The sequence below is a fragment of the Pseudoalteromonas sp. OFAV1 genome (genome assembly GCF_021532595.1).
Taxonomy (GTDB): Bacteria; Pseudomonadota; Gammaproteobacteria; order Enterobacterales; family Alteromonadaceae; genus Pseudoalteromonas; species Pseudoalteromonas lipolytica_C.
Genome location: NZ_JAKGBG010000002.1, coordinates 141230 through 165395, shown reverse-complemented (window position 1 = coordinate 165395; position 24166 = coordinate 141230). Strand labels below are relative to the sequence as shown.

The following is a 24166-nucleotide window of genomic DNA, read 5'->3' as shown; positions in this document are numbered from 1 at the left end:
TAAAATCTTCAATTTAACTTAGCTACTAGCATGATATAATTTGCAAAATGTCTTAATTTGTCACCGTCATGATAGCAACAATAAGTCAACAACAAGTCGCATCTGAATTAGTCGCTAATTATTTAGAAACGATTAAAAAGCAAGGTTTTAACGGCGATACTGATGCAAGTTTCTCAACGCGTTTGAGCTTATCGACCGATAACAGCGTGTATCAACAAGTACCGCAGGGTGTTATCTTTCCAAAGTCAGCGAAAGATATACAACTGGCTATGCAAATTGCCTCTCGTGATCCTTTTTTATCACTGACTTTTGGCCCGCGTGGCGGTGGTACAGGTACCAATGGTCAATCACTAACTCCTGGCATTGTTGTTGATTTATCACGATACATGCGTGAAATATTAGAAATCAATGTCGAAGAAAACTGGGTTAGAGTACAAACAGGTGTAATAAAAGATCAACTAAACGACTTTTTACGACCTTATGGTTTTTTCTTTGCGCCCGATTTATCTACTAGTAACCGCGCAACAATCGGCGGAATGATAAATACAGATGCATCAGGTCAGGGCTCTTTGGTTTATGGCAAGACCAGTGATCATGTTTTAGGTCTTACAACTTATCTTGTTGATGGCACTGAAATGTCAACAACCCCCATGCCTATAGAAAAAGCTAAAGTAATTGCAGAACAAAACACCACGGTAGGTAAATTATATAAAACAGTTATCGATATTGGCCTTGATAATCGAGACGCAATTTTAGAAAAATTTCCGCGCTTAAATCGCTTTTTAACCGGTTATGATTTAGAACATATTTTTTCTGATGATTTACAGACCTTTGATATGAGCCGATTAATTACTGGTTCTGAAGGTTCGTTAGGTATAGTTACCGAAGCAAAATTAAACATTACGCCAATTGCTGAATTTAAGACATTAATCAACATTAAATACGATAGCTTTGATTCTGCTCTTCGTCATTCGCCATTCTTAGTCGCAGCAAATGCGACTTCTGTAGAAACAGTCGATAGCAAAGTACTTAATCTTGCTCGAGAAGATATTATTTGGCATTCAGTATCGGACTTAATAACCGATGTTGAAAACAAAGATATGCAAGGCCTCAACATGGTTGAGTTCAATGCGGTTTCACCAGAAGATATTAAAGATAAAGTTGAGTCCCTATGTAGGTTACTTGATAAATGTGTCGAAGAGCAAACTAATGGGGTGATCGGTTATCAGTTAACCAATGATAAAGCTGATATTTTAAAAATTTATGCAATGCGTAAGAAATCAGTTGGACTTTTAGGCAATGTAAAAGGCAGTCAAAAACCGTTAGCTTTTGCCGAAGATACCGCTGTACCACCTGAAAACTTAGCCGATTTTATTGTAGAGTTTCGCGAACTGCTTGATAGCCATAATTTGCAATATGGTATGTTTGGTCATGTTGATGCTGGCGTACTACACGTACGACCGGCACTTGATATGTGTGATCCTGAACAAGAAAAATTGCTTCGCCATATTTCAGATGAAGTCGTTAAACTGACTGCCAAATATGGCGGCTTAATGTGGGGCGAGCACGGTAAAGGATATCGTAGTGAGTATGGCCCTGAATTTTTCGGCGAGCATTTATTTACACAACTAAGAAAAATCAAAGCGGCATTTGATCCAAATAACAGAGTAAACCCAGGAAAAATATGTACGCCAATTGAAAGTAAAGACTCACTAGTTTCTGTTGACGATCAAAAACGTGCCTGGTTCGACAAAGAAATTTCTATCGATGTTAAAACAGAATTTAATAACGCTATGACCTGTAACGGTAATGGCCTGTGTTTTAATTACGATGAAAAATCACCAATGTGTCCATCTTATAAAGTAACAGGTGACCGCCGTTATTCGCCAAAAGGTCGCGCAAGTTTAATGCGCGAATGGTTACGACTGCAAGAGTCTGAAAATATTGATTTACTCAATGTTGAAAAAGAATTGATGAATGGTGAAGTAATTACTTGGTGGGAGCGCTATCAACATAGTCGCGATAAGAAAAAAGGCGTTTATGATTTCTCTCACGAAGTGAAAGAATCAATGGACGAATGCTTAGCTTGTAAAGCATGTACTACTGCATGTCCTATCAAAGTTGATGTACCTACATTCCGTTCACGCTTTTTAAATTTCTACCATAGTTATTATGCACGTCCTACAAAAGATTACCTTGTTGCGGGTATCGAACAAACAGCACCGGTTATGGCAAAGTTTGCAAAAGTTATTAATCCTATAGTAAATAGCAAACTTGTATCTGGACTAATTAAAAATTCCATCGGTTATGTTGATACGCCAAGTTTAAGCGTACCGCAACTTTCAAAACGTATTTCAAAAGATCAGCAATTCAATTTTGAATTACTAAATTCGCTCTCAAAAGAACAACAAGCCGAATATGTACTGATAGTACAAGATCCATTTACTAGTTTTTACGAAGCAGAATTAGTCGAAAGCTTTATTAAAGTAATTAAAGCGTTAGGCAAAAAACCGATGCTATTACCCTTTAAGCCAAATGGTAAAGCACAGCATGTTAAAGGTTTTCTAAATGAATTTAAAACGACAGCAAAAAATGCAGCAGAGTTTTTAAATTCACTCAGTGAAATTAATGCGCCACTTGTCGGACTCGATGCGTCTTTAGTTATGTGTTACCGAGATGAGTATGTATCAATTTTAAAAGAAGACCGTGGTGATTTTAAAGTTGAGCTTGCACATGAATGGCTTCAAACACAAAACTTCAATCAGCTTTCACTTACCACTAAGTCGAATTCTACTTTTAAATTATTAAGTCATTGTACTGAAACAACAGCAATGCCAAATGCGTCTAAAGTTTGGCAAACAATTTTTGCTGATTTAAATTTACATCTAGACACAACGAGTACGGGTTGTTGTGGTATGGCAGGAACGTATGGCCACGAAAAACAAAACCAAGAAAATTCACGCGCACTTTATGAAATGAGTTGGCAACCAATTATTTCTAATAATGAGCCTGAAACTATTTTAGCAACAGGTTTCTCATGCCGTAGCCAAGTTAAGCGGTATGAAAAATTCAAACCAAAGCATCCATTGCAATTAATTGCAGAGCTACTTTAAAAAATAGATTTTAATTTAAAGTAAAAAAATTAAAGGCGCTTAATGCGCCTTTATTATTGGTAACTTTTTGCGATGGGCTTGGTGCTCATACCATGAATGAACACGCTAAATAAAATTGTTGTTAAAGTTACTGTAGCAATTTGCTCTTTGTTCGCAATTGCAGTGTCCATCACCATTAAAGTGAATACGATAGATGCTAATCCTCGTGGACCAAACCAAGCAAACGTGAACTTGTCTTTTAAATTTAAATTAGTAAACATCAGCGAAAGTAATACCGGCACAATTCTAAAAACTGTAACACTTAATAATGCATAAAATACAATTGGCCAAGTAATATCATTCACAATTAAGTGACCACAAACAAAACCGAATAAACACCATATAAGTAATGCTACAAATTCAGCGATATGTTCAGAATCTTTAACTAATGTTGAACGAATTTTTTTAGGTGCTAAGTAATCAAATAAAAGCCCCGCTACAAATACGGCTATAAACCCACTGCCATGCAGGTTTTGTGTCAAAGAAAAAATGGCCATGACCAAGCCAATTAATAAAAATGGGCTGCTATTATTTGCAAAATAATGACGTGCTAATGCTATTTTTAATAATGGAATAAATATGGCCATCGACACGCCGGAAATAACAAGCGCCACGCCTAACTCTCGTGTAAAAACAAATAGAGTATCAAGCGTTGTTACAGCACTTTCTGGATTTTGAGCTAACAAAAGAAGAACTAAAAATATTGGAACACAAAGCCCGTCGTTTAAACCGCTTTCTGTATTTATTCCTTCTCGAACTTTTTCAGGTACAGAAGTACATTCTAAAATGCCTTTACTAAGCGCCGCATCAGTGGGCGTTAAAATAATAGCGATCAAGGCAGATTGAAAAAGTGACAACTCAGAAAAGAAAAATAATCCGCCAGCAACACCCAATATTAGTGTCATTGGTAAAGCAACAAACAGTAATAGGCTAGGGTATTGAAAGCTATGTTTCAATACAGGCAATTTTGATTTTGCAGCATCGGTAAATAAAAAAATACTTAGGGTTAATTCAACCAAAGGCAAGATGTCACTGAGTCCTGCTTCTCCTAACTTAAATTCGCTCGGCAAAAAATAAGTCATTGCGATACCAACAAAAACAAAAAACATTGGACCAGTAATTTCAGTTCGCTCTAGCTGACGAATTGTCAGAGAATAAAATAACAGGGCTAAACCAACAATCGCTAGTATTGTATATTCCATTAAACTTTCCTTTTTATTCCAGACTTTGCGCGTTCTTTTATATTTGTTTGAATATAAATTTGGTCTGTTGTGGCAATTTTGGCATGGCCTAAATCTTCAGATAAATGTTTAAGCGGCCTTGTTTGTGCATCGTGTGTTGCACCGGTATGTCGTAACCAATGTGCCGTCGCCGCTTCAAGTTGCTCAGCATCATCTTTAAAGCCATCGTCTAATAACGATTGTTTTGCTAAATCAAAACTTTGTTGAACTAAACGTCGAATTTGCCTAACAGTCATACCACCTTTACCACGAATTTTATGAACTAATGGCTCCGATTCATCAACTCGGGGCAGGGCAGATAAACCACGGTAAAGCCTATAACGTTTTAAATAAGTGATAAAATCTTCACTTAAAGTTACATCACGTAATTTATTACCTTTACCCATAATTCTTAAAAACCAAAAGCCATCATTGTCTTGCCAAAAATGCGACATAACCGGCGACCACTGTGGTCTTTCTGATAACTCAGAAATTCGTAAATACAATCCTTTTAAGCAAGCGAGTGTGAATAAATTTCTTTCTAAATCAGGTTGTTGTTCACATAAATCCCGGGTAACACCAAATACATACTCCCATTGAATATCACTGAGCGTATCTGGAATTTTAATCTGTGATTGCACAACTAGGTAAGGGCTGTTCTTTTTTACTACCGGTACAAAATTAGCAAAGGTTTTTTCCTCCAAAATCGCAAACTTATAAAATACATTAAGTGCAGTAAACATTGCAGCAAGTGTTTGTTGGCTTGCAATATTTTCTTTATTTATAAAAGGGCGCCAATTTGAATTTAATCGCCTGATACCTTGCTCATCTTTATAACGCCATTGCACCGAATCTGATAACCAAGCAGAGTCGGGATCAACCATAAAATCTACATAAGCTTCGATATCATCTCGTTTCAGATCAAATACTGATTTTTCAGCAACTAACCATGACCATAAACAAAAACGTTCAAGCTCATTTCGAAAGCGATTAAACGTTGCTTCAGATTTCCTGCCATAAACGTATAAGAATTGATAAACGAAACTTAAGTCATTTTTTGATTCAGCAACAGTCAATCCAACCTGATGTATAAATGTATCAAGTTCAGGATATTCTGTTGCGAGAGTATCATCTTCAAGATGGGCGATTTGGTAGCGAAGTTGTTTGAGTGTATCAACGAGAGCAACGAGCATAATATATAAATATCTTGTAAAATAACTAGTTATAAGATTACCATAAAGTCCGATACTGTCTAGTATTGGACTTAACATATCTGAAAATTAGTCTATTATATAGGTATCATTTTGCCATACGAGTATTCAAGGAATTAAGTATGAAAAAGTTATTAATCATTACCTCTGTTATTTTAACAACGCTTTTAACGGGTTGTGCAACAACAGGTAGTGCATCACCACAAGAAAAACGTGCATTAGTTCAAAGCATGAGAACTAATACACTTAACAAATTATATGCAGAAAAACCTGATGTTAAACAACAAATTGCAAATTCTGCGGGTTATGCTGTTTTTGATAACGCAAATGTAAATGTTGTTTTAGCGAGTTTCGGTGGCGGCTATGGTGTTGTAAAAAATAACCTAACAGGCCAATCAACTTACATGAATATGGGCGAAGCTGGTTTAGGTCTTGGTTTAGGAGTAAAAGACTTTAATGTAGTAATGGTCTTTCATAACCAGTCTGCATTAAATCGCTTCATTGAACATGGCTGGACCTTTGGTGGTAACGCTGATGCAGCCGCAAAATATGAAGATAAAGGTGGAGCATTAGTTGCGGAAGCTATTGCTGATCAAGTTACTGTCTATTCATTAACCGAAAATGGCCTTGCTTTGCAAGCTGTACTAAAAGGCACAAAATTTTGGGTAGATTCTGAACTGAATTAACTAAGTAAAGACCCTTCTAAAAGTGGGCTAGTTAGTAACCTAACGTCCACTTTTTATTATTTTATCTAATTTAACATAACGTAATTTATGGGCTATCGCTATTACGCAAATGCGTCCTCATTTGGAGCATTTGCAAGTCCTGCAACAAGTGTTAGCGCTACACATGCCGCACTAATCTTTTTTACAATATCCGACCAGATCTTACCTTCTTCCTTCGATTTTGATTTTTCGATGGCAAGTTTGAGTAATGCTTCTTTTTGATCCATACCAACAATATTAGCAAGATTAATACATTGGTTAGCTGTTAAATGACGTTTGCCCTGTTTAATCTGTGTCAGGTTTCCAGAGTTAAATTCAGCAAAGTCTGAAACAACTTGTTTGTCCTGAGTATAACCTTTAAAAATTTTATATTTTTCAATTAGTTCGTAACTAAAGTTCATAGCGTTCTCCTCACTTTTTTAATTATAACTTTAAATGTTGATAAATAAAAAGTTGACAATTGTCAAAGATGACAATTACACTTCGACAAATTGTCAATTTTGACAAACGATAATTTTAACAAGGAATACGGATATGAGTTTCACTAAATTAAATGAGCTAAACCAAAGTTTATCTCAATATTTACTCGATACATTCTCAATCGATATTCCTGACCCAATTACTCTAACTATTTTTTTCGGTCTTTATTTGTCTTTAATTATTGCTGCATTTCTGGCTATCAATGCAGCATTTAAAGATTCTTATATGGATAGTGAGGATTAGATTAATGAGTTCAAACACATACACATTAAACCTATCTCAAACTGAAGTTTCAGTTTTGATATCTGTTTTAGCTATAGCTGAAACTAGATACACCTCAGATATTAAGTTGTTTGAAAGTAACATCGATTTATCACCTATTCCTCAACCTCAATATGTTGAAGCTTTAAATTCTTACAAATGCCGTTTAAGTATTTGTGAATCCCTAACGCAAAAGCTCATTAACTTACCTTTAATTACTGCAGGTAAAAAATAATGGCCGCACTATCATCTACCCAATACGCTCAAGTATTCCCGTTAAATGCTGCAATGAATTTAACGGCTAATTTGCACCCTGCAAACACAGCAAAAGACGTATTCGAGAACTTATCTAAGCCAATGAAAGATCGTTTTTTCGACTATCAAACTTGGCGAAATCGTATCTTTGAACGTCATTCTAACCTTGCTCACATGCTTAGTACGGGCTACTTTTTAGCTGAAAAATTCGGCAATTTAGCCGATGCAAACGCCCGTTTAAAGCGTGCTGATGAAGCGTTAAAGCTTGGAAATGTGAAGTTCGGACACATTAATTTATCCGTTTCTGATGATGAACTTTGCGATATTGCAGAGCAAAAAGCTCGCTATTGCGAGCTTAAAATCGCTAAAAATGGTCATAACTTGCATGTATTTGCACAATTAAAAGAATTGGCAAATTCATTTAATATCGATGCACCGGTTCTCGTTTCACCTTACTGTTCAACCTTGTCAGCAACATCATTAGTTGGGGCACTTAACCGTTTTGCAGACCCTATTTGGTGGCGTAGAAAATTACGCAAAATTCAAGCTGTAACCATTGAACAATTAGCGCGTGATTTAAGACTCGTTCATAAAAAAGCGAGCGCTTATGTATCACAACCAACCATTCAAAACCGTCGTGATAGAAAACGAAAATCAGAACAAATCATGTCTGATTTATTTGTTGTTCCTAATGAATCAAATCCATTTGAAGAATTTGAAACACTACAATCTATCATTGAACGTTCGCATACTTCGGGTAAACAACAAGCAGCCGAACTCATGGTTCGTATTCGTGGTTTTGAAGAACTGGCCGACATGCATGGTCATCGTGGTGAGTTTTATACTTTATCAGCGCCTAGCCGTTTTCATTCAGTACACCATACAGGCATACCGAATAAAAAATATAACGGCTCAACACCTCAAGAAGCACAAGAATATTTTAACGATATTTGGAAACGTGCCCGCGCCCTATTCGCTAAGCAAGATTTAAGACCATACGGTTTCAGAGTTGTAGAGCCACATCATGACGGTTGCCCACACTGGCACATGCTTTTATTCATGGAAAAAGGTGATGCAACTCAAGTACGTAACATACTTAGAAAGCTTTGCACCCAAGATACACCCGACGAATTCAAATCAAAAACAACCCGCTTTAAAGCAATAGCCATAAACAAAAACAAAGGCTCTGCGGCTGGTTACATTGCTAAATACATTACCAAAGCTGTTACTGGTGATTGCATTGATAAAGTCACTTGCTCTCAAGCTGGTGAAATCAACGTACTCCCCGCTGATGCTGCCGAACGTGCATCAACATGGGCAAGCACTTTTAACATTAGACGCTTTCAACAAATCGGTGGTCCATCTGTGAGTTTATGGCGTGAACTTAGACGACTAGGCCAAGGCGAACAAGGCAAATGCGAGGTTGCTAACGCAATGAAAACCACACTAGATACAGTTTCAAAATATGCCTTAGAAAAGGTTCGTCAAGCTGCTGATTCCTCTGACTGGAAAGCATTTTGTTTAGCAATGGGCGGCGTACAAGTTAAACGTAAAGACCAAACACTAAGACTACATTACCAGATACCTGACATTGTTGACCAAATCACAGGTGAGATTAGCCGAAGCGAAACCCAATCGCCCTACTTTGCCACCAAATACGGCGACCAACCAGCCAACCGTATTTTAGGCGTGGCATGGGATGCCGTTGTTGTTATCACTCGTCGCGGTACGTCACAGATTTTGACTGAAACCGACATTAAGGCTCAGCGCAAAATTATGATAGGCGTATCAGAGCAGATTCAAGGCTGGCATGACGATGGTCGCTTATTCGAGCCAACCAAAGAAGAAATGCAATTCTTAGAAGCATGTGTTTTAGAGGACTATCAAAACATGTGCTTGTTCATGGATTACGAAGCACTGGCAGGCAACATTATGAGCGATGAAATCGCGAACTTGGACTTGTGTCATTAACTGTAACTTTTAATTTTAAGACCACTGATTAAGGAAATTTATTATGAATATTGAAGGCGCAATCACGGATTTAACACCAATCAACCGCACTGACGATAAAGGTGCGCCACTCCCAACAACCGCAGAGTTTAAGCTTCATACAAAGAACCCTGCACAAATTCTGGCTGTAAAAGTCTCTGCTGACCAATACACAGACGGCACTTATAAGCTCTTAGAGCAAATGCAATCAGACCCGAACGGCTGGGGCTTAAAACCTGTTTTACTCAATATCGAGTATTACGAAGGTGCAAACGTTGCTCGCCAGATGGATTGGAAAGGTTTCCGCTTACACAGTCTACCAACTGAAAGTAAGCCTAAGTAATTTTCGGTATGCCGCAGATTTACCCATTAATAAAGGATCTCATTATGGATTATCAGACACTCATTGTTACAGCCATTATGCTTGGTTCATTTTATGCGGGGTTCATCAGTGGAAACCGTTAATAGTATTGACCCATTACTCGCCAAGATAATTGGGTCAGCAATTCTTTGTTGGTTAACAGGTTACTGTACTGGCAAAGTTTTTCATTTCGTGGCGGAAATATTTAAAAAAGCGTCACGTTCACATTAAATATAAAAGGAATACTCCTATGAAAAAACTACAAGCTGCTGTGATAGCAACTTTCGTAACTGCTGTAGCTACTTTAAGCTCTAGCGCTCATGCTGCATTAGATGAAGCAACCGTAACAGCAATTCAAACTGAGGTACTTGGTGATGTGAGTACTGCAGTTCAGGCTGGTTTTGCAGTGCTTGCTGTTGTTCTTGCATCATCTATCGGTTTCTCTCTGCTTGGTCGCTTTATCTCTAAAGGCGCTAACGGGGGCTAACCTCTCCTAAATTGGTGGGGCTTGTCTCCACCTTTCCCAATTTATAGGCGCGACTATGCGAATACTAATATTTATATTGGCGCTTACAAGCGCTTTTTTTGTCTATTCAGAGCAGCCAGATTTAACAGATTTAAAAAACCCTAAATTAGAGGCTATTTATAAATTTAGATGTGGAATAACTTCTGATGCCCCTGTTGTTTCTTCAGAATCTGATGATATTGCTGCATGCCAATCAATTTGGACACCAAAAATTCAATCAACAATCGATACTCACTTATCATCAGGTTTTTATGCTAATGCGGGCGCTATTATTTGGACGTCCTCCAACTATTATGAGTATTCATACACACTTTGTCGTTATGGTGACTGTGGCACATTCGGAAAAGGTGAGACTAAAAAGGCATCTGGCTCTTTTGTTGGTTCAAAAATTAGTGAAGAGTTGTTTTATAGCTGTCCACCTGACAATGCACCCTTATATAGAATTGCCGTACCTAAAAATCCCACACCTCAAGAAGACCCAACTTTTATGTGCGCCAAACCTTTGGATGATGAAGAACCCGAACCAGAGCCAGACCCTGATTGCCCTGCACCAACCGAAAATGACCCGTTTGTATTTGGTACAGGCCAACAACGAACAGTCTGTTTTAATAATCCGGATGGTTCACAATGTTCTATCGAGTCCGATTCAAACGGCGGCTATCGTATGCCTGCGTCTTATGGTTCCCAAGAACCTGTTGCTTGTACTCAAGTAGACCCGACTGACCCAACAGACCCTGACGACCCAACAGACCCTGACGACCCAACAGACCCTGATGACCCAACAGACCCTGATGACCCAACAGACCCTGATGACCCAACAGACCCTGATGAGCCAGACCCGACAGACAATACAGACCAAACAGAAATTATTGATGCGTTAAATCAATCTAACGATAACTTAGATGCAATTAACAATAATTTGGTTGATGGCCTAGACGAATCTAACGGCTTGCTATCGGATTTACTATCCGCAGTTGAAGAGCTTATATCCGGTCAAGGTGATAGTAATAATCACCTACAAGATATATCAGATAATACTTCTGAAATTTTAGATGTTCTTCAAGATGACGGTGGCGAACAACCTGACTGTATTGGTGATTTGTGTGAACAAGATATCGAATCTGAACTATCCGATTTAGACCAAGAACTTCAAGATTGGATGGAAGAAGATGTAAAAATAGCCCCAGAAGTAACCACCTTAACGGGCAAATTTAAATCATTTGTGAGCCAAAATTTTGCAGGATTTACAGGCAGCTGCCAACCTTTCACACTTGATGTTTCTGTAGCTGGTGACCCTAAAACGATTACTGTTTCACAACACTGTGAGCCATACGAAACTTATTTTAAACCACTTGTTGAGTGGCTTATTTGGACGTTCACAGCCATCGCGCTATTGAACATTTCGTCTCAATCTTTCCGTGCATTTTCTAGCATTTAAATAGGTGATTTATGCCCGCAATTTTAGCAGCAATTCCCGCCATACTCGCAGGCTTAGCCGCGGGTATTTCTTCAATTATAACCACACTCTTAGCCAAATATGGCCGTAAAGTCGTTATCGGTACAATTTTTATAACTGTCTATACCGCTGCCCTTGTTGCATTTGTATCGACATTAAACAATGAGTTTTCGGGTTTACTTCGCTCCTTACCTAACAACTCATTTTCATTAGCAGGTTTATCCCTTGTTCCTAACAATGCCATTACCTGCGCAACTGTTGTTGTATCAGCTAAAGCTGCACAAATGGTGTTTTATTTTACGATTGGTGTTTTACGTTCTCGACTTAAGGCTTAATTATGGCATCTGGTAAATTTATAGAGGGCGTAAAACGCTCTGGCAAAACAAAATACGCTGTCGACTTAATTAACGATTACCTTAAACGTGGTCGAAAAGTCGCAACAAATCTTGATTTATTTCTCGATAAAATGCCCGTTCAAAATCCTCATGTTATCAGATTACCCGACCACCCACGCAGTGAAGATTTGCATGCACTGGGTGTTGGTTACGAAGAACTTGAGCAAAGCGATTCAAACTATGATGAATCGAAAAATGGTTTAGTTGTTATCGATGAATTATTAACACACTTGAACTCACGTTCTTTCAAAGATAAAGACCGTTTAGCTATCGTATCTTGGTTTGTTCAAATGGGTAAATACGGTTGGGATTTAGTGCTCATAGGTCAAGACTTTGAAGGTGTTGATAAACAATTACGAGATACGACGATTGACCAACTAGTGTCTGTTAAATCTGGTGTTAACTACTTTGGTTTTGGCTTTATCAATGCGGTTGTTCAACGTGTATTTTCAGCGCTCCATATACCTAAATTTTCTGTTGCCCGTTTCTATGATGGTAAATCAAAAACACGTAAAGCTCACGGTTATCAATTCTATATTAAAGATTGGACACATGCCTGGTATAACACCGCACAGAAATTTTTACCTGATGTAATGACAGCTAAAGACGGTCGTTTAGTTGATATGCGCGCCATGTATTCAATGGTGCCAACTGAACAACTTAAGAAATGGTATTTAGTCAAAGACCGCGTAAACGAAGTTATTGAACAAAAAAAAGCCGCAAAAGACAAAGACCCTATACTTAAAACATGGCATAAACTCGCCCTTTTTGCGCTTGTTGGTTATCTCACTTATTTATTTTATCCCTCTGGTGCAAATTCAACTGAATCAACATCAACAGCAAAGGCCAGTAGCGATACACCAAAGCAGCAAGCAAATTCACCTCAACAATTACCCGATATTCTTGATGGTGTGTATATCACCTGCTCAGTCATATCAACCAAGCAAAACTCAACATATTGCTTTGAAAAAAATGGCACACCATTTTACCCAAGCTCAATAGATGCGGTTGTAAATGTTGTATCAGCCTGTACTGCAAAAGTTAAGTATATGGACTCTGAATATACTCTTCATTGCTTGCCTTATCGGGTCGAGTCCTATTCAGCGGCTAAGCAAGAAAATTCACAAAACCAAGACTTACTAGCCGCCAATTAGCCCAAAGTCACGCCAGCGCTTGCCGCGGCTGACTTTGGGCTTGGCGGCATGGCGTAGCCATGTCAAACATTCCAGAAAATCAGCAGTTCATCGAGAATCTGTTTCCAATTTATAGACGGTTTATTATGGTCGGATATCAATTCAATAGTGATGCTAAACGCACTGTAAGTATCAGTTTGTATTCAAAAAAAGTTGATTGCCTTCTGATAAACCAAGCTGAGTTAACGACATTACAGCAGCCAAGGCAAATACCCTCCCCTCAAAAACTAATAGGGGGGGAGCGAAACCACTTACACCGATACCGAGTGTGCATTGTGATTTTAACAAAAAGGAGTAAATCACAATGAGCAACTTTAAATTGCAGTTCGTTACGCTATTCGGTTATGACTACGCTAAAGGCGCTAAAGAACTCGGAGTAAGTGAACGCCAAGTAAGGAGATATTTAAAAGCTAACAAGGCGAGCAAACCAGTCGAAAAACTCATTTGGATAATGTATCGCGGGTACTTACCTGATTCTGGCCCGTGGGCAGAATGTAGCATTTCATATCACAACAATATTATGACAACACCGTGGGGTAAAGTAAAACCATCGGATGTACAATTCGTACACCGCTACAAATGGTCAGCAAAGGAACATGAAAGCATGTACAAAAAGCTTAAATCTGAAACAAAAGTACAAGACAAATATTTATTTGATTTACAAAGTCAATTATTAGATATTATAGGTGAAATTGCCAATAAGACTGGAAGTTGATTTGGCCTTTACTCAATAGCTATAACTTAAAATAAATAACTTTAAGGATATCCTCAAAAGGGCAACGCCCTTTTTTCATTTCAACATGATAGAAATTCAAAAGATGCAGCAAGCAAACCAGCTTTTTGGTAACTTTACTTCAGGTGACATTATAGCTTTAAGTAGTTTGATTATTGCCGTACTTGCACTAGTAACAACTTTTTGGCAAGCCTATTTATCTAGAAAACATAACATTTTATCTGTTAAGCCCCATATAGCAATCAACACTGTCACTATCGTCGGTGATACACCTCGAATTTTAATTTTAAATAATGGCTCTGGTACAGCTTTTATTAACTCTATTGACATAGAATTCAACCAAAAATACTTTTCATTTAAATCTAGGAATTCTATTAGGGAATTGATAGATGCCATGGGGGTCGATAGGAATGATTTATGTCAATATTTATATATCGCAGATAATCTTTCATTGACTCCTAATTCAAGCATTCAGCTTCTTTCTTTCCCCGTATCAAAATATGATGTTGACTTCATTAAGAATCAATCAGTTATCGATACTATTAGAATGTTTAAAATTAAAATTGAATATACTTGTATCTATAATAAGAATTACACCTCATCTTCTGACCTTGCTTAAGGTTTATTATTAATTTTAGAAAGCTAAAGGATTAGTTATGAATATCAATTATATAAAACTGTATTTTTGTCTTACTCTTACTGGCATCTCTATCTTCGCAGCTATGGAAAGTTACTATCTCTATCGAGCACACCTACTAGCCAAAGAAGCACAAGCAATTGCCAATCAAGCCGAACGTGATGCTAAAGCAGAAGCAGTTCGTGCAAAATTACAGTTAGAAGAATCTCAGCGCCAACTCAGAAAACGCCAAGCTGAACAGGCCGCAAAACAACAAGCAATTAACAATGCTCAAAGAACAAATAATGAAATTTGTGATTTCTGGCGAAATGAATATCAACAGTTACAATCTGATCGTAATAAATCAATGATGGATGGTGCTTGTGCCAGAGCAGCTAAACGACCTAGCACTGGAACAACGGATATTCACTTACGTGGTGATTGGCTAGATAAAAAATCTAACTGATGCCAAACTGTCAATATTGACAGTATTAATAACTAACTAATAAAAAAGGGCTTTCCGCCCTTTTCTTTATTTTTACGTACCGCAATTTATGGGATGTTATTGGCATTTTAATTTTTAAGTATAATTATTCCATCAACCAAGCAATCAACATCATCTACATTTTTAATGTGTTAATCATTTCATCTGTGTTCATAGATGAAATAGCTATGTCTTTATCAACCCTTTAAAAACTAAATTTTAAGCAATCTATTATCTCGCATAAGTTCAGATAAGAATGCCTTTGCTGTGCAATCAAGTTTCTTTGCTGTTTATTACACTGTATTGAGTTTTTTTAAAGTAATACAGCTTTAAAAATGCTACAAAAATAGCGCTAAATGTCAGCGAAGCTTTCAAAATTTCACCAATCCTCTTAAAAGATTGGTTATATAAATCATGATAGTAATGTATAAACAAAGATCAAATCCAAAATAAATACTATAAGAAATTTCATATTTTATAAATTTCCAACCTTTTATCTTTCTGATTTATCACCCTGTTTTTAAAGTTTTATTGATTTTAATACTTGCTATAAATAAAAGTATATATTTCCGAATTCTAAGATATTTCAGATTTTCTAATTTTCAGCGAATACCCATTAAAAACTCAGTCGTTTGCTTTTAATATGTATTACAACCTTAATCTCGATTTTATAAATATTACTATCCATTTTTTAGTATCTTCAACAGGAGCTCATATGAGAAAAATTTTCTTACTAATTGTAATTGCTTTTGGAGCTTGGGCATTCTATGCAAATAATTACGGGGAAACTTCTGCTGTCGACACAATACAGCAGCAAATCATTGAGCCAATTCAAAATAAATATACGCATAAAAGACAAACTGATATTTCACAAGAACCTATCTATACATGTGATGGTAGGAAATACTGCAGTCAAATGAACTCTCTAGAAGAAGCTGTTTTTTTTATGCGTAACTGCCCTGATACAAATTTAAATAAAAATTTTGATGGCATTCCATGTCAGGATGAACCAAGGTTACATAACCGCTAGTATTTAAATATAATTAATCTTGCTACACCAACGGCTCTTGTTGGTGTAGTTAAATAACCATCTCTGAGCATTTAAATTCTAGTCATTTAATCTACCAAAAATTCCAAAATTCAACTTTAAATAAAGCCAAAATTTACTTAAACACGTTTGACACCTTTAATTTTAATAAACCATTTTTAAATTTGTAATTTTTTAATGTTGTGTGATTTATATTAATCTAAATAATTCAACAAATGAGAAATTTCCTACTTCTTTCGAATCAATTTACCGCTACATTATGTAATTAAATTCAACAACTTGCTTTAAATTGAGTTTTTAGTAATTAATTAAAATCTCAAATCTTAGTGTAGTTTCTTGTACAAATACCTCCTCTATTTCTGATTTGGATAATTTAAACGTGAAAATTGATAAAACAAACAATAAAGAAGTTAAATTTTCAGATTCTGACATTTTGCTTTCAACTACCGATTTAGATAGTTACATAACATATGCAAACCAAGAGTTTTGTAATATTTCAGGTTTTACATTAGCTGAAATGGTTAATCAGCCCCATAACCTAGTACGCCACTGTGACATGCCTAAACTTGCATTTGCTGATTTATGGCAACACCTACATAACGGTAGATCTTGGATGGGCCCTGTTAAGAATCGTTGTAAAGATGGTAATTATTATTGGGTTAATGCATTTGTTACCCCCATCAAAGACGCGAGCGGCCAAACTGTAGAATACCAATCTGTACGTACAAAACTTAATGATGACGTTTTAGCTAGAGCAACTGAAGAATACGAAAAAATTAATAAGGTTTCTAACTCAAAAGCACTGAAACAGCCTTTTGATTCAACTTTATATTTATCATGGTCTTTATTTTTAACTTTAATTCTTTCTTTTGTGCTTTTATTTACAAGTGGATTTTCTGCAGTATCTTTATTATTACTTGCCAGTTTAGTTTCAATAAATCTAGGTTTGTTTTTTTGGCGAATGAAATATAAAGCGCTCATACAAAAAGCAAAAAGTATTTACGATAACCCTCTCATGGCTTATTTATATTCTGGTAGTAATGATGAAATTGGTTTTTTACACTTAGCTCTTGAAATGCAACAAGCAAAGTTAAAAGCTGTTGTTGGTCGAGTTAACGATGTGACCATGGGTGTAAATAACAATGCCCAGCAATGTGCTGATTCTGGGTTAGCTGTAACAGAACTTTTGACCAAACAAACTGATGAAGTTGCGCAAATTGTTGTTGCTACAGAGCAAATGACTGCTTCAATAAACGAACTTTCATCGAGTACTACAGCGTCTACTCAAGCTGCTGAAGCATCTAAAAAATCAACAGAACAAGGAGTAACTTCTGTTCACCAAACTATTGATTCAATTAGTGAATTAGACAAAAAATTACACATTGCAAGTGAACAGGTGGTCGACCTTATTGAGGGAAATAAACATATTGTTGCAATTTTGAATGAGATTAATGCAATTGCTGATCAAACAAATTTATTAGCCCTTAATGCTGCAATTGAAGCAGCAAGAGCAGGTGAACATGGACGCGGATTTGCTGTTGTCGCAGGTGAAGTACGTGCCCTTGCCTATCGGACTCAACAATCAACAGAAGAAATTAAAACTGTCCTCAATCATTTAACTGAGGCTTCGCAACAAGTACAGCATGCAATGTCTGATGGCCTTGCTTTGTCAGCTAAAAGTGTTGAACTTGCTCATCAAAGTGGTGATAGCTTAGCGCATATCAAAGCACAATCAGTGAAACTGAGTGAACTTAACAGCATTATTGCACACGCAATGACTGAGCAACTAACAGCAAGTCAACTGATTGCAACAAACATAACCTCAGCACAAGAATTTACTCTTGAATGCACTGAGCTTGGCCATACTTCGCAACAACTCTGTGCAGCATTATTGAACAAGGTTAATGAACAAACAGCGCTTATTAATCAGTTTAAGTAATAATTTGAATTTTTGGCTCTATAGGGTGCTCACAAAGCTTATCGAAGGCCTCGCCAAGGCGCTCTGTTTCACTGAGCACTTGTCGCCAGTATTTAATACGTGTGTCAGCATCGAGTTCGGTGAAGTCAGTTCTATCGGGGATCTTGCCATAAGGTAATGATGCAACAAACTCAGCAGATGGGGTGATCATAACCACTTTGTCATAGTTTTTTGGTGTAATTCCGCGCTTTAAGCTTTTATCAAACCACCCTGCTTTTGGTTTGTTATTAAAGTGCGGATACAAGATAAGCCCATCATTATGAATATTTAAATCAAAGTGATAATCGATGATACCACCATCACGATACATCCCTGGTGGTGTTCCTGTTATATTTTTAATACCTTGCATCACTAACGGAATAGAGCCTGAAGCAAGTAAAGCATCTGCTAAATTATCTTCGCTTAGCTCAATAGTATGGGTATTGAAGGTATTGTTATCTGAAAATGATAACTGGCTATCTGAAGGTTGAAACACATAACGCTCATACTGTTTGTTTAAAAAGCGTCTGTTTAACCTATTTGCTAAGTAACTTTTAGATAAACCCATTAACTGCATCAGTTTGTTTTCTGAGGCTACAAACCCATTCGATTTTGCAACAATAAAGTGGGCTTTAAAAACGGGGTTATCTATGATTTCTTTAATGCCATTTTCAGCAAAAACAGTGCTTAATAACTCTCGTGCTTTTGTCGTTATTTCTTCAGGCTTTGCTTTATTTGATGAATAACGTGTTTCAGAGTATGACTTTGCTAATCGCGATATTGCTGCAACGGGGTCATTTTGAGCAAAACACGCAGCTCTAAATGCGCCAGCGCTTGACCCTAATAAGTTTAATGTTGTGTTTCGCTCTTTAAAAAACTCACCAAACAAATATTTATCAAGACCAAATAATGTAAACCATTTTGGACCACCACTCGCCCCTAAAAATGTGCTAAATAGGTCTGGTGTCATTCCTTGTTCTTCAATCGCTTTTGCTGCGCTTGGGCCTGCGTAAATATCTATCATGTGCAACTGCTTTTTGGTTATTGTTTTCGGTTATTTTCGCCAAATGCCCAGTTCCGTTTGTCCTTGTACTTTTACTTTTTCAGAATCAAAACTAGGCTCTTGTCCTGCTTCTCGTTGACTATGGTAGTCTTTAGTAACAGATAAGATAGTTGGCGTTAAGCGTATGATAGCGATAACGTTCACCACTGTCATTAGGCCAAGTGCTATATCAGCGAGATCCCATACTTGTTTAATGGTCGCCGAGGCGCCCCAAATCATCATTGATAAATATAAACTGGTATAAATACCTCGACCAAGTTTATTATCTAGCTTAAATAAATGCAGGTTACTCTCTGCATAGGCATAGTTTGCAACCACTGAAGTAAACGCAAATAAACAAATCGCAGCCGCTACAAAGTAAATGCCACCAGCGGCCATGTGTGCTGTCATCGCAGATTGAGTTAAACGTATTCCTTCCATTTCGCCGCTTATATCAATATCAGCTAATAGAATAATGACGGCTGTACAACTACACAGCACAGTAGTGTCGAAAAACACCCCTAGCATTTGAATGTAGCCTTGAGTGACCGGGTGATTGGGTACTGGTGATGCACAGCCTGATGCGTGTGGCACACTACCGGCACCCGCTTCATTCGAATAAAGCCCGCGCTGAATACCATTTTTAATTGCTGCGCCCATAGCTCCTGCGCCTGCTTCTTGTAAACCAAAAGCCGACAGTAAAATATCTTCAATCATGGCAGGGACTTTGCCGATATTTAGTAAAGTAATTATGATGGCGGCTAGAACAAATAAAATCCCCATCACTGGCACGATACGTTCAGCAAAACGGGCTATAGCTTTAAAGCCACCTAAAATAATTGAGCCTGCCAGTATTGTGATCACAATACCTGAATACAATGTTGGAATTTCGAATGCGTAATTGAGGGCATCAGTTATGGTATTTGTTTGCATGGCACTAAAGGTAAAGCCATAACCAAGAAACAGGCAAAAAGCAAAACACACCGCCAGTGCTCTGCTGCCTAGCCCTTGCTGGATATAATAAGCAGGCCCGCCCCTAAACTCACCGTTGGCATCCCTGACTTTATACACTTGCCCGAGTACGCTTTCTGCAAAGCCAGTGGCCATGCCCAAAATGGCAATGACCCACATCCAAAATATTGCGCCACTGCCACCTAACGAAATTGCTACGGCAACGCCTGCAAGGTTTCCTGTGCCTACTCGTGCAGAAAGGCCAGTACATAAAGCTTGAAATGAACTGATTGAGTTTTTATCGGTGCTGCTACTCGACTTTAACAAGCTAAACATATGGCGAAACTTAACCAATTGAATTGCTTTTAAGCGTACCGAAAACCAAATTCCAGCAAACAGTAGAATATAAATAAGAATTTGGCCTTCTCCCCAGAGAAGGCCATTTATTGTCGATACCGCAGTGTTAAACATGGCAAGCCTTTATTGTTCTTTTAGATAAAAAATCACAAAAAGTGAATAGCTAACCACTTTAACTTTATTTACGAATATCTCAAGTAGGCAATGGGATTAATTAACTGTGCATGCTACCGACTAATTTAGCAGTTGCTGCTGTAAAAAGGCACGACCTGCCGCTAAGCCTAATTTGTGATCAAAGCGCAGATCTGAATCTGTACTACCCAGCAACTTACTGCGTAGTTTATCACCTGCAAAAATTTGCGTGATCCGCGCATCACTTGGTGGGTTAGCGATAAAGTCGAGTTCGTCTTGATAAGCTTGTTCATGCTGAACTAAGTAATCGATTGTTTTAGGGCAATAGCCAGAAACGCGAACAAATGATTTAAATTTATTCACCCACTCCGACTGAATTTGAAAATCTTGGTCAACGGTACGAATTACTACAATGTCCCGTGCACCACGATTATAAGCTTCTTTAACTGGCAAAGGTGCTGCTAAGCCGCCATCTAAATACATATCATGAACTAAATCAGTATTCGAACTTTGAATAATAGCATCATTAGCCGCTTTGGTTGTCACCCAAGGCGTTAAGTTCACACCATCTTTATACAAAAACGGTAAAGCGCTTGATGCCTTTAACAGTGCTAACCATTGCGTATCTTCTCCATTTGGGCTCAAATAATACGGTTTACGATCTGCTGCATTTGTGGTTGTGATCAACAGTTCGCGATTACCTAAACTTTGAGTCGCGGTTTTAAAATCAAGGGCACGGTTTACTTCTTTGGTTTTTTCAAAATACCAATCAAGATCAACGATGCTTTTTCCGATAAGACCTCGGCCAAGTTGAAAGAAACGCTTATGGCGCGAAAGACCTCTAATTAAACGCTTTGCGTAGCCCTTTTGACGCGCTAAATAACTCGTTAAATTTTGTGAACCAGCTGATGTACCAATGAATAAATCGAATGGATCGTAATTATTTTCTAACCATGCATCGAGTACACCTGCGGTAAAAATCCCACGTTGCCCACCACCCTCAGCGATTAATGCTGTTTTTGTTTGTGGCTCTACTGCGGCAATTTTTTGAGATTTCACGGTGCACCTTCCTAGGGTTATGATTAATAAATGTATTGTATTAAGTTAAATCCAATCCTTAAAACGGAATAATTAAATCAATTCAATCTAAAAAACCGTTTATTAAATAAGTAACAAGTTTTTTTAAAGGCGCGTAATCGACTAATCACGCGCTCAAGTAGTGCAATAGCTGTTTATTTCATAATACCTGCTAGTATTTCCAGCGCATGCTGCCTGTCACTCAATTCATACAGGTCATTAGTAAAAATAAACTCATCAACCTGTAGCGTTTGTTTAATCATACTCAACTTATGCTTAACGCTCGCTTGACCGCCAACAACTGAAAGCCCTAAAAAGCTCTCTACTTGCATTTTTTCTTGTGCTGTCCATAACCCTTCCATAGTTTGAACTGGCTCTTTTAGCCAAAGTGGCTTGCCACGCATAAGTGCCAAAATACGTTGTTTTGCTGTGGTTGCTAAAAACTGTGCTTGTTCGTCTGTGTCTGCTGCAACAACAGGTAAGCCAAGCATCACATATGGCTTATCTAACACGTCAGATGGTTGAAATTCTTTGCGATACAATGCAATGGCCTCTTCAACAAAGCGCGGTGCAAAATGCCCTGCAAATGCATATGGCAAGCCTTTTTTAGCTGCAAGCTGTGCACTATAAAGGCTTGAGCCTAGTAACCAGATTGGTACATTAGTGTTTTCACCTGGGATTGCGCGTACTGGAGAGTCACCTTTATATGGGCCAAGTAAACCTTGCAGCTCTGTCACTTCATTTGCAAAGTGTTCTGCCCTTTGCTCGTCTCTGCGCAGTGCGCGGCTGGTAATTGGATCACTACCAGGAGCACGGCCTAGCCCTAAATCAATCCTTCCCGGATATAAGCTTTCAAGGGTGCCAAATTGCTCAGCGACCACCAGCGGTGGATGGTTAGGTAGCATCACCCCACCCGCACCTACGCGGATATTCTGAGTTTTACCTGCTATATGGCCGATCAGTACTGAGGTGGCTGCACACACAATACCACGCATATTATGGTGCTCTGCCATCCAAAACCGATTAAAGCCAAGCTTATCAGCTGTTTGCGCATAGGTAACACTGTTAGCGAGTGTTTGCGAAACTGTTTCGTGCTCTTTCATTGGGCTTAATTCAAGCAATGAAAAAGGTGTATTTGTAAGGTCTGACATCCACTCTCCAAAATTTAACTCTTTATAGTTAGTTAATGAGAGCGAATAGCTATTTTTCAAATGCTAATTAGGCACGGCTTTGTTGCTGTTTTTCCACCTTTAGGCCATCGGCATCAATTCCATGCTTCCAATAGGCAGATGCAACAATGTGCTCACGGTTAATTTCAAAACTGCTTGTTACTAAACGGCGAATTACTTTTACCAAGCTTGCTTCTAGTGCCATAAACACCATTGGTTGCGTGTTATAACCTGCACATAAGCGTGTTACTTGGTCGAGTAAATCTGTTTCTGGTTCATCTGTAACTAGCCATTCAACACTATGTTGAGTGTGTGCTTTAATTTGTTCAAGCTCAATGATGTCGGCTTTATCAGCAACATGAATAATGACATCGACAGTGGCATCTTGCGGCAGCGCTTGTAAATAGCCATTGATTGCATTTACAGAGGTTAAATCTGCCAGCATTAAATAATGTGTTTGCGTGAAGTCTGTGAGTTTTTTAGGGCCCGGGCCTGCAATACCCACCTCGTCGCCAACTCTCGCATTTTGTGCCCAGTTAGTTGCCACACCTTGATGTTGGTTAACCACAAAGTCGAGGGTAATTGCACCGTTAGTAGGGTTAATTTCGCGAATCGTGTAAGAGCGCATTAATGCTGGGTGTTCAGCGTGTAAATCAAGTTCAACCTTAGATTCACCGGCATGAGGAAGTAGTACCTTTACGTACGCACCTTTTGCGTCTTGTGGAAAATCGGCAAACTCGTCTGAGCCAACGACAATCCTTTGTAGATGTGGGGAAATACGTGTAGTACTTATTACGTTTGCACGACGAACTTTTCTAGCCATGTTGGTCTCCTAGCTGGTTAAATTGCACAACGCCCAAATAGTTGATATAGTCAACTATACGCTTTTGATTGACTTTGTCAACTAATGCCAACTAGCTTAATTTAGGTGAACCATGCCACAAACCTCTCTTTCTTCTGCTTTATTTACACTGGCACAAAGTTATCGCGTCACTGTACGCAAAGCCATTAACGCCAACGAGCTGGGTCTTAATGCACTACATGTCCGCTGCTTACATATTATTGCCGAAACACAGCACTGTACCGCGAATGATATTGTTGCCAAAACGGGTCGAGATAAAGCACAAATAGCACGCTTATTAAAAGAGCTTATAAAACTTGAACTGGTTTCTAAATGTGCTGACGAAAATGATAAGCGCTGTTTAATTTTATCGTTTACTGAACAAGGTAACGCTCTGTTCTCGCGCTTAGAAGTCGCTGAGCAAGAGGTTGATGCCAAACTTTGCCAAGGCTTAACTGATCAGCAAGTACGTGATTTTATCGCTATTGCCACAACCATGATCGAAAATATCAATCACAACACGCCGTGATCTTAT

General features: G+C 38.1%; 24 protein-coding genes. 16 read left to right on the top strand and 8 right to left on the bottom strand.

Annotated elements, in window-relative coordinates; genetic code table 11:
• The first annotated feature begins 68 nt into the window (after positions 1-68).
• Complete coding sequence (ydiJ, locus tag L1267_RS01895; protein WP_235381975.1) at positions 69-3113, top strand: D-2-hydroxyglutarate dehydrogenase YdiJ; 3045 nt, start codon at positions 69-71, stop codon at positions 3111-3113.
• A gap of 53 nt (positions 3114-3166) precedes the next feature.
• Here ydiJ and L1267_RS01890 read toward each other — a convergent pair whose 3' ends face one another.
• Together L1267_RS01890 and L1267_RS01885 are read right to left on the bottom strand one after the other, a co-directional pair.
• Entirely contained in the window at positions 3167-4354 is a 1188-nt protein-coding gene (locus tag L1267_RS01890; protein ID WP_235381974.1) for a cation:proton antiporter, read from the bottom strand.
• The gene (locus L1267_RS01885) at positions 4354-5565 is read right to left on the bottom strand and encodes a tyrosine-type recombinase/integrase (RefSeq protein ID WP_235381973.1); all 1212 of its coding nucleotides are present in this window, start codon (positions 5563-5565) and stop codon (positions 4354-4356) included. The genes L1267_RS01890 and L1267_RS01885 overlap by 1 nt, the downstream gene beginning before the upstream one ends.
• Before the next feature lie 140 nt (positions 5566-5705).
• Between L1267_RS01885 and L1267_RS01880 the strand changes: the two genes are divergently transcribed.
• A complete protein-coding gene (locus L1267_RS01880; protein WP_135926622.1) occupies positions 5706-6269 on the top strand; it encodes a YSC84-related protein in 564 nt (187 codons plus the stop codon).
• Positions 6270-6370: 101 nt separating this feature from the next.
• Here L1267_RS01880 and L1267_RS01875 read toward each other — a convergent pair whose 3' ends face one another.
• Positions 6371-6709, bottom strand: coding sequence for a DUF3693 domain-containing protein (locus L1267_RS01875; protein ID WP_235381972.1), 339 nt, complete (start codon positions 6707-6709; stop codon positions 6371-6373).
• A 133-nt stretch (positions 6710-6842) separates the two neighbouring features.
• Here L1267_RS01875 and L1267_RS01870 point away from each other — a divergent pair, with 133 nt between their 5' ends.
• From L1267_RS01870 to L1267_RS01810, 13 genes are all read left to right on the top strand, one after another.
• Positions 6843-7031 carry a hypothetical protein gene (locus tag L1267_RS01870; RefSeq protein ID WP_235381971.1) on the top strand — a complete coding sequence of 63 codons (189 nt, stop codon included), beginning with the start codon at positions 6843-6845 and terminating at the stop codon, positions 7029-7031.
• A 4-nt stretch (positions 7032-7035) separates the two neighbouring features.
• Positions 7036-7284, top strand: coding sequence for a hypothetical protein (locus L1267_RS01865; protein ID WP_235381970.1), 249 nt, complete (start codon positions 7036-7038; stop codon positions 7282-7284).
• Positions 7284-9275 carry a replication endonuclease gene (locus L1267_RS01860; protein ID WP_235381969.1) on the top strand — a complete coding sequence of 664 codons (1992 nt, stop codon included), beginning with the start codon at positions 7284-7286 and terminating at the stop codon, positions 9273-9275. Before L1267_RS01865 ends, L1267_RS01860 begins: the two co-directional genes overlap by 1 nt.
• A 43-nt stretch (positions 9276-9318) precedes the next feature.
• Positions 9319-9636: a hypothetical protein gene (locus L1267_RS01855; RefSeq protein WP_235381968.1), complete on the top strand. Its 318-nt coding sequence runs from the start codon at positions 9319-9321 to the stop codon at positions 9634-9636.
• Positions 9637-9904: 268 nt separating this feature from the next.
• Positions 9905-10141, top strand: a complete 237-nt coding sequence (locus L1267_RS01850; RefSeq protein WP_235381967.1) for a hypothetical protein — start codon at positions 9905-9907, stop codon at positions 10139-10141.
• Positions 10142-10196: 55 nt separating this feature from the next.
• The gene (locus L1267_RS01845; RefSeq protein WP_235381966.1) at positions 10197-11618 is read left to right on the top strand and encodes a hypothetical protein; all 1422 of its coding nucleotides are present in this window, start codon (positions 10197-10199) and stop codon (positions 11616-11618) included.
• Between the two features lie 11 nt (positions 11619-11629).
• A complete protein-coding gene (locus tag L1267_RS01840; protein ID WP_135926615.1) occupies positions 11630-11971 on the top strand; it encodes a DUF5455 family protein in 342 nt (113 codons plus the stop codon).
• 2 nt (positions 11972-11973) lie between these two features.
• A complete protein-coding gene (locus L1267_RS01835; RefSeq protein ID WP_235381964.1) occupies positions 11974-13185 on the top strand; it encodes a zonular occludens toxin domain-containing protein in 1212 nt (403 codons plus the stop codon).
• A 343-nt stretch (positions 13186-13528) separates the two neighbouring features.
• Entirely contained in the window at positions 13529-13939 is a 411-nt protein-coding gene (locus L1267_RS01830; protein WP_235381963.1) for a hypothetical protein, read from the top strand.
• A gap of 103 nt (positions 13940-14042) precedes the next feature.
• A complete protein-coding gene (locus tag L1267_RS01825) occupies positions 14043-14576 on the top strand; it encodes a hypothetical protein (RefSeq protein WP_235381962.1) in 534 nt (177 codons plus the stop codon).
• A gap of 37 nt (positions 14577-14613) precedes the next feature.
• Positions 14614-15039 carry a hypothetical protein gene (locus L1267_RS01820; RefSeq protein WP_235381961.1) on the top strand — a complete coding sequence of 142 codons (426 nt, stop codon included), beginning with the start codon at positions 14614-14616 and terminating at the stop codon, positions 15037-15039.
• 733 nt (positions 15040-15772) lie between these two features.
• Positions 15773-16087: a hypothetical protein gene (locus L1267_RS01815; RefSeq protein ID WP_235381960.1), complete on the top strand. Its 315-nt coding sequence runs from the start codon at positions 15773-15775 to the stop codon at positions 16085-16087.
• Positions 16088-16484: 397 nt separating this feature from the next.
• On the top strand, positions 16485-18044 hold the full coding sequence (locus L1267_RS01810) for a methyl-accepting chemotaxis protein (protein WP_235381959.1): 1560 nt from the start codon (positions 16485-16487) through the stop codon (positions 18042-18044).
• Here the strand turns inward: L1267_RS01810 and L1267_RS01805 are convergent.
• The 5 genes from L1267_RS01805 to L1267_RS01785 all read right to left on the bottom strand — a co-directional run bounded on the left by L1267_RS01805 (position 18037) and on the right by L1267_RS01785 (position 23613).
• Positions 18037-19086: a patatin-like phospholipase family protein gene (locus L1267_RS01805; protein WP_235381958.1), complete on the bottom strand. Its 1050-nt coding sequence runs from the start codon at positions 19084-19086 to the stop codon at positions 18037-18039. The two genes, L1267_RS01810 and L1267_RS01805, sit on opposite strands and share 8 nt — an antisense overlap.
• Positions 19087-19116: 30 nt before the next feature.
• Positions 19117-20526, bottom strand: a complete 1410-nt coding sequence (locus L1267_RS01800) for an alanine/glycine:cation symporter family protein (RefSeq protein ID WP_235381957.1) — start codon at positions 20524-20526, stop codon at positions 19117-19119.
• 120 nt (positions 20527-20646) lie between these two features.
• On the bottom strand, positions 20647-21603 hold the full coding sequence (locus tag L1267_RS01795; RefSeq protein WP_235381956.1) for a patatin-like phospholipase family protein: 957 nt from the start codon (positions 21601-21603) through the stop codon (positions 20647-20649).
• Between the two features lie 173 nt (positions 21604-21776).
• Positions 21777-22772, bottom strand: a complete 996-nt coding sequence (locus L1267_RS01790; RefSeq protein WP_235381955.1) for an LLM class flavin-dependent oxidoreductase — start codon at positions 22770-22772, stop codon at positions 21777-21779.
• A gap of 67 nt (positions 22773-22839) precedes the next feature.
• Positions 22840-23613 carry a siderophore-interacting protein gene (locus L1267_RS01785; protein ID WP_235381954.1) on the bottom strand — a complete coding sequence of 258 codons (774 nt, stop codon included), beginning with the start codon at positions 23611-23613 and terminating at the stop codon, positions 22840-22842.
• 112 nt (positions 23614-23725) lie between these two features.
• On the opposite strand from L1267_RS01785, the gene L1267_RS01780 reads away from it, so the two are divergent.
• Complete coding sequence (locus L1267_RS01780; protein ID WP_235381953.1) at positions 23726-24160, top strand: MarR family winged helix-turn-helix transcriptional regulator; 435 nt, start codon at positions 23726-23728, stop codon at positions 24158-24160.
• The last annotated feature ends 6 nt before the right edge of the window (positions 24161-24166 follow it).

Excerpts from the sequence above, each read along its gene's own strand:
- L1267_RS01865 (WP_235381970.1), top strand. The coding sequence starts at position 7,036 with ATGAGTTCAAACACATACACATTAAACCTATCTCAAACTGAAGTTTCA.
- L1267_RS01890 (WP_235381974.1), bottom strand. The coding sequence starts at position 4,354 with ATGGAATATACAATACTAGCGATTGTTGGTTTAGCCCTGTTATTTTAT.
- L1267_RS01885 (WP_235381973.1), bottom strand. The coding sequence starts at position 5,565 with ATGCTCGTTGCTCTCGTTGATACACTCAAACAACTTCGCTACCAAATC.
- L1267_RS01780 (WP_235381953.1), top strand. The coding sequence starts at position 23,726 with ATGCCACAAACCTCTCTTTCTTCTGCTTTATTTACACTGGCACAAAGT.
- ydiJ (WP_235381975.1), top strand. The coding sequence starts at position 69 with ATGATAGCAACAATAAGTCAACAACAAGTCGCATCTGAATTAGTCGCT.
- L1267_RS01840 (WP_135926615.1), top strand. The coding sequence starts at position 11,630 with ATGCCCGCAATTTTAGCAGCAATTCCCGCCATACTCGCAGGCTTAGCC.
- L1267_RS01850 (WP_235381967.1), top strand. The coding sequence starts at position 9,905 with ATGAAAAAACTACAAGCTGCTGTGATAGCAACTTTCGTAACTGCTGTA.
- L1267_RS01815 (WP_235381960.1), top strand. The coding sequence starts at position 15,773 with ATGAGAAAAATTTTCTTACTAATTGTAATTGCTTTTGGAGCTTGGGCA.
- L1267_RS01785 (WP_235381954.1), bottom strand. The coding sequence starts at position 23,613 with ATGGCTAGAAAAGTTCGTCGTGCAAACGTAATAAGTACTACACGTATT.
- L1267_RS01860 (WP_235381969.1), top strand. The coding sequence starts at position 7,284 with ATGGCCGCACTATCATCTACCCAATACGCTCAAGTATTCCCGTTAAAT.
- L1267_RS01800 (WP_235381957.1), bottom strand. The coding sequence starts at position 20,526 with ATGTTTAACACTGCGGTATCGACAATAAATGGCCTTCTCTGGGGAGAA.
- L1267_RS01830 (WP_235381963.1), top strand. The coding sequence starts at position 13,529 with ATGAGCAACTTTAAATTGCAGTTCGTTACGCTATTCGGTTATGACTAC.
- L1267_RS01845 (WP_235381966.1), top strand. The coding sequence starts at position 10,197 with ATGCGAATACTAATATTTATATTGGCGCTTACAAGCGCTTTTTTTGTC.
- L1267_RS01805 (WP_235381958.1), bottom strand. The coding sequence starts at position 19,086 with ATGATAGATATTTACGCAGGCCCAAGCGCAGCAAAAGCGATTGAAGAA.
- L1267_RS01855 (WP_235381968.1), top strand. The coding sequence starts at position 9,319 with ATGAATATTGAAGGCGCAATCACGGATTTAACACCAATCAACCGCACT.
- L1267_RS01790 (WP_235381955.1), bottom strand. The coding sequence starts at position 22,772 with ATGTCAGACCTTACAAATACACCTTTTTCATTGCTTGAATTAAGCCCA.
- L1267_RS01880 (WP_135926622.1), top strand. The coding sequence starts at position 5,706 with ATGAAAAAGTTATTAATCATTACCTCTGTTATTTTAACAACGCTTTTA.
- L1267_RS01835 (WP_235381964.1), top strand. The coding sequence starts at position 11,974 with ATGGCATCTGGTAAATTTATAGAGGGCGTAAAACGCTCTGGCAAAACA.
- L1267_RS01825 (WP_235381962.1), top strand. The coding sequence starts at position 14,043 with ATGCAGCAAGCAAACCAGCTTTTTGGTAACTTTACTTCAGGTGACATT.
- L1267_RS01870 (WP_235381971.1), top strand. The coding sequence starts at position 6,843 with ATGAGTTTCACTAAATTAAATGAGCTAAACCAAAGTTTATCTCAATAT.
- L1267_RS01820 (WP_235381961.1), top strand. The coding sequence starts at position 14,614 with ATGAATATCAATTATATAAAACTGTATTTTTGTCTTACTCTTACTGGC.
- L1267_RS01875 (WP_235381972.1), bottom strand. The coding sequence starts at position 6,709 with ATGAACTTTAGTTACGAACTAATTGAAAAATATAAAATTTTTAAAGGT.